6 protein-coding genes are annotated in these 5,209 nt (G+C 45.8%); 2 read left to right on the forward strand and 4 right to left on the reverse strand.

Annotated elements, in window-relative coordinates; all coding sequences use genetic code 11:
* Nucleotides 1–448, reverse strand: a 448-nt coding sequence (locus tag HKN88_07500; GenBank protein ID NNC97904.1) for a DMT family transporter, incomplete at its 3' end; no start/stop codon positions are given.
* A gap of 25 nt (nt 449–473) precedes the next feature.
* Complete coding sequence (locus tag HKN88_07505; GenBank protein ID NNC97905.1) at nt 474–1,631, reverse strand: galactose oxidase; 1,158 nt, start codon at nt 1,629–1,631, stop codon at nt 474–476.
* A 163-nt stretch (nt 1,632–1,794) separates the two neighbouring features.
* Here HKN88_07505 and HKN88_07510 point away from each other — a divergent pair, with 163 nt between their 5' ends.
* Entirely contained in the window at nt 1,795–2,100 is a 306-nt protein-coding gene (locus tag HKN88_07510) for a winged helix-turn-helix transcriptional regulator (GenBank protein ID NNC97906.1), read from the forward strand.
* Nucleotides 2,090–2,749 (forward strand): SdpI family protein, encoded by a 660-nt coding sequence (locus HKN88_07515; protein ID NNC97907.1) that lies wholly within the window; start codon nt 2,090–2,092, stop codon nt 2,747–2,749. The genes HKN88_07510 and HKN88_07515 overlap by 11 nt, the downstream gene beginning before the upstream one ends.
* Here the strand turns inward: HKN88_07515 and HKN88_07520 are convergent.
* Nucleotides 2,746–3,525, reverse strand: a complete 780-nt coding sequence (locus HKN88_07520) for an NAD(P)H-binding protein (protein NNC97908.1) — start codon at nt 3,523–3,525, stop codon at nt 2,746–2,748. The two genes, HKN88_07515 and HKN88_07520, sit on opposite strands and share 4 nt — an antisense overlap.
* On the reverse strand, nt 3,518–5,209 hold a 1,692-nt coding region (gene recQ / locus HKN88_07525), incomplete at its 5' end, for a DNA helicase RecQ (protein ID NNC97909.1). The genes HKN88_07520 and recQ, both read right to left, overlap by 8 nt.

Here is a 5,209-nt window from a genome sequence, read left to right on the forward strand (position 1 = left end):
GACTCCAGTCCAATCCGACGATCAGCGCCAAACCCAGCAAGGCCACAGGAATGGATAACCACTGAATCAAGGTTGGATGTTCTTTTAAAAACAAAAACCCGACGATGGTTAGAACAAAAACCTGAAAGCTGGCAAGCAAGGTTGCCAGACCCGGCCCCACTAATACGATGGAGCGATACCAGGCCGTCATGTCGACAGCAAAGAACATGGCGCCGATGAACAGGAACACAGCAACTTTTTTATGAATTTTAAAGATCGGTTTTTTTTGAAATAACAAAATACCACACAAAAAGATTCCGCCAATAATGGCTCGATAAAAAGCTGCAGCGGTTGGATCCATGGCAGCATAGTCGTCAGTCGTAATCTGCACCAGACGCGCCAGAATCGGGGCAAAACTGATGGTGAATGCTCCGAAGATCAGAAACAAATAAGCTTTTTTAACGGACATAAATTAGATGGATTCGCTGATGATGCTAGTCATAATCGATAAAGGGATAGCTGTATAAGCTTGTCTTGCCGGTCACATTGCGCTGCTCATCCATACCGCCGATGGTGGCAAACACGCCATTAACCAGTAACAGACTGCGATGATCCATGGTGGCTTGCGCAAGTTCCTGAAAATATTCCCATTCACCGGTATCAGTGTTGTAGGCAAAGGGTCTGTGCATCGGGGATGATGGCTCCTGGTTATACCCGATACCGTTGTAGTTGTATGGATTATCGGTGCCGCCGATGAAAAACACTTTATTACTGACACTTTCGCCGGTGCTGGCCATACGATACCCGGCGGGGCCTGCATGGCTTGGAATGGACGTCCATGCAATCCGGTTTGGATCATTGGTATCGATAAGCCCTTGGTAACATTCATCGCTCATTACGAATTCGCGTTTTCTTTTTTCACCCTCTGCGACTTCTTCTACGGTTTGCAAATAGTTAACTTTAACCCCGTCACAAATAATCATCGTGTTGCCAACGATACCACCGGCGTGGCCAAACACCGGAGAACCCGGAAATGCAGTAGCCTGCGACCAGGTATCATGCAAAGTATCATAAACCTGGACATTGTCGATGTTGTCATTGTCATGCCAGCCGCTGACCAGATAGACATAACGGTCTGCATAAACCATTGCGACCGCATCATCGCTTGGCACGGGTATGTCGCTAAGCCTGTGATATTTGATAGTCAGCGGGTCAAAACTAAAGACTTCCGGCTGTGAGACTTCGCTGCTATCTTCAGCCACACTGTAACCACCAAAAATATAAACCTTTCCTTTCACAGCGACCGCCACTGAGGCCAATCGACCTTGAGGTACCGGCAAGTCTCTAATGCGTGTCCATTTTGCACCCTCAAATCCGCGGGCGCCCAGGCGCAATCGAAAAGCCGCTGTGCTGGTGTCTTGCCAGGTTTTGCCTTCCTGTAAGCCTAAAAAACTGTATACCTCGGTGATGCCATTAACCGATAACACGGCAACTGCATTGTTAGTCATAGCAACGGGCATGTCGGGCAAAAAGCCATCAATCTCCAATAACTGGGCTTGCTCAATATTGCCAGAATCCTCATCCTCTTCTTTACCGGAACAGGCTGATAGCAGCAAACTTATTAGGCCAATCAGCAGAATTTTATTCTTCATTACAAAATGTCCTTCACAGAAACTCGGTTTGTTTGCATGTGCGGCCTATTCTAAGCCATAAGGCATGAGTTTATAAGTCCATGAATTAATTTAATTTTTCTAGAGGCTTACGGTTATATTTTGATATTTTGACAAATATCAAAATGATGGTAAACTTCTTGGCATGTCTGAAAATCAAAGTTTGTTTAAAGCCTTGGCCGATCCAACGCGCCGTAATATTCTAAATGCACTTAAAAAAGGTTCCATGAATGCCGGTGAGCTATCGGAATTATTTCCCATCACCAAGGGGTCTTTGTCGCACCATTTCAATTTGCTAAAAAAGGCCAACCTGGTCAAGACCCGCCGCGATGGTCAGCAAATAATTTATTCCCTGAATACCAGTGTGTTTGAAGAAGTAACAGCGTTATTACTGGACTTGTTTAATGCCGGTGACGCAATGAATGAAGAAGGAGAAAAGAATGAAATTTAAAACCTCAATGCTGCTGGGACTGATAGTGATCGGAATCTTGTTTGGTATTACTTTTTATATGTATCCCGGATTACCAGACCCAATGCCTTCCCACTGGAATGCGTCTGGTGAAGTCGATGGCTACATGGCGAAACCCTGGGGTGCATTCATTTTACCTTTGTCTTGCCTAGGAACCTGGGCAATGTTTTTGCTCATTGTGTATATATCGCCACAAGGGTTCAGAGTGGACAAATTCAAACCGGTAATCGGTATCCTGCAACTCGCCACGACCGGGTTCATGACCGGTATTGGCGTTCTGGTTTTATTATCCGCACAAGGAAGTGAGATCAAATTCGAAAACTTCATCATTCCCGCAGTTGGCTTATTGCTAATTGTGCTTGGCAATTATATGAGTAAGTTACGCAAAAACTTTTTTGTAGGAATAAAAACACCCTGGACCCTGGCCAGTGACGAGGTGTGGGACAGAACGCATCGCTTTGCTGGCTGGATTTTTGTAATTGGTGGAATATTGTTATTTTTCCAGCCTCTGGTGGGCAAAGCCTGGTATATGGTGAGCATCATACTGATTGCAGCACTTTTGCCCCTGATCTATTCCTTTGTGATCTACAGGCAGCTGGAAGGCTTTGAGCCCGAACCCGAAGACGATTAAAATTCTTTATACGCAAGCAGGTCTGGGTAGATAAAGTTATAGGATAATTCTTTAATAACTTTTTCATTACTTACAATTTTGAAATCCGGTTCTTCGTCCTCAAGAAATTCGGGTGCTGGGAGATTTAATAACTGCCTTGCATGGGTATAAAATTCACGCTTTGTCGGGTGCTCTGAAGAACAACCATTAAACACCTCATCCCATGCTCCCTGTTTTATAACGGCGTCAATAATCCCAATGCAATCGTCACGATGAATCAGGTTTATCGGTGCATCCGGCTGTGAAACGGGCTTATTGGCAAACCACTTTCCAGGATGTCGCGAATATCCGACTAAGCCAGCGAAGCGAATAACCGCAGTTTTAAAATGTATATTAAAACGAAACAGGTTCTCGATTCTATACAAAATACTTTTCAGGTCCTCGTCACCATCGTCTTCTTTTACAAACGCGTTATTATTTTCATAAACCGAGGTAGAACTCACAAATAAAACGTATTTAACCGGAGATTCTTCGATTGCCTGAATTAGCTCCTGATACGCCACCAGATCTTTCGAGGTGATGTTAACGATCAATAATTCGGATTGAAGGAATTTGGCAAGGTTGGTGGATAATTTCTCAATATCAATCTTGAATGGCTCTGCACCAATTTTGCGAATTTCCGCAAACCGGTTTTCCGAGCGAGTCGAAGCCTTGACCGTATAGTTTTGATTCACAAAATGCTCGGCTAATGCCAAACCCAGCCAGCCGCTGCCCAGAATGCTGATCGACCTAGCCATGTGCTGCACAATACTCCTCAATAAGCTCTAAAAAATTCATGCCATATTTATCCAGTTTAAATTGACCAACCCCGCTCACCGCAAGCATGTCCTCATCCGAGAGCGGGCGATGTTCTGCCATTGCCATCAGGGTCTTATCGCCAAAAATTATATACGGTGGTACGCCATATTCAGACGCCAAACTCATTCGTTCGGCTTTCAAAAGCTCATAAAGTTCCTCGTCTTGCGGCTGAACAAATTGCGCTTTTGCCTTGCGTTTTTGCGGTTGTGTTTTTTTCGGCAATTCACGCAAATGAAACTCGACAGCCCCTTGTAACAGCGGACGACATTTTTCCGTGAGTCTCAGCACATTATAGTTTTCAACATCAACCTGTACCAGGCGTGAAGTCACCAATTGTCGAATTATGGCGCCCCAGGCCACTTTGCTGAGGTCATTTCCTATGCCAAACACCGAAAGATCATTATGCCTGTTCTTTATGACCCGCTCATTTTCAGTGCCACAAAGCACATCCACAACATAACCGGTTCCAAAACGGTTACCGGTTTTATGGATACACGAGAGTGCCTTGCGCGCAGCTTCGGTTGCATCCCAGGTGACAGGCGGGATCAGACAATTGTCACAGTTGCCACATTTTTCGGAGTGTGGCTGTTCTCCAAAATATTCCAGCAGTCTGTGTCGTCGGCATTCGATGGTTTCACACAAACCCAACAGTGCATTCAGTTTTTCCGTTTCAATACGTTTAACATTTTCCGGCGCATCACCTTGCTGAATCCATTGATTTAACTGGATCACATCCTGCAAGCCATAGATCATCCAGGCCGTAGATGGCAAACCATCACGCCCAGCTCGACCGGTTTGTTGGTAGTAGGCTTCAATACTTTTGGGCAGATCCATATGCGCCACAAACCGCACATTGGGTTTATCGATGCCCATGCCGAAAGCAATCGTCGCGACCATAATCACGCCCTCTTCATTCAAGAATTTTTCCTGATTGCGTTTACGCAATTCTGACGACATGCCTGCATGATAGGCATAGGCATTAAACCCCTGGTCACGCAAGGCCTCGGTAAAACTCTCGACCCGCTTGCGGGATAAACAATACACAATCCCGGAATCCTCGGCATGCTGGTGTTTGATAAAGTCAATCAGCCGTTGTTTGCCATTCTTTTTATCACTGATATGGTACTGAATGTTAGGACGATCAAAACTGTTGATGAATTGTTCGGCGGCCTCCAGGGCAAGATGAGAAATTATTTCCTGTCGGGTTCGCTCGTCGGCTGTTGCGGTTAAAGCAACTCTCGGGATGGCCGGGAAGCGTTCATGCAATACCGACAGCTGCATGTATTCAGGTCGAAAGTCATGCCCCCAGCGCGAGACACAATGCGCCTCATCAATGGCAAACAGTGCGACATCGATGTTTTCAAGCAAGCCAAGCATGCGCGGCTGCAACAGCCGTTCTGGCGCGACATACAGCAGGTCGATCTGGCCCGAATACAACTCGTCTTCAATACGCTTGGCTTGCTCACCACTCAAACTGGAATTTAAAAACTCTGCCCGAACACCATTGGCTTGTAACACAGCGACTTGGTCTTGCATGAGCGCGATCAATGGCGACACCACAACCGCCGTTCCTTTACGCAATAAAGCCGGAATCTGGTAACACAAAGACTTTCCACCACCCGT

Source organism: Gammaproteobacteria bacterium (assembly GCA_013001575.1).
In the GTDB taxonomy this organism is placed as follows: Bacteria; Pseudomonadota; Gammaproteobacteria; order Steroidobacterales; family JABDMI01; genus JABDMI01.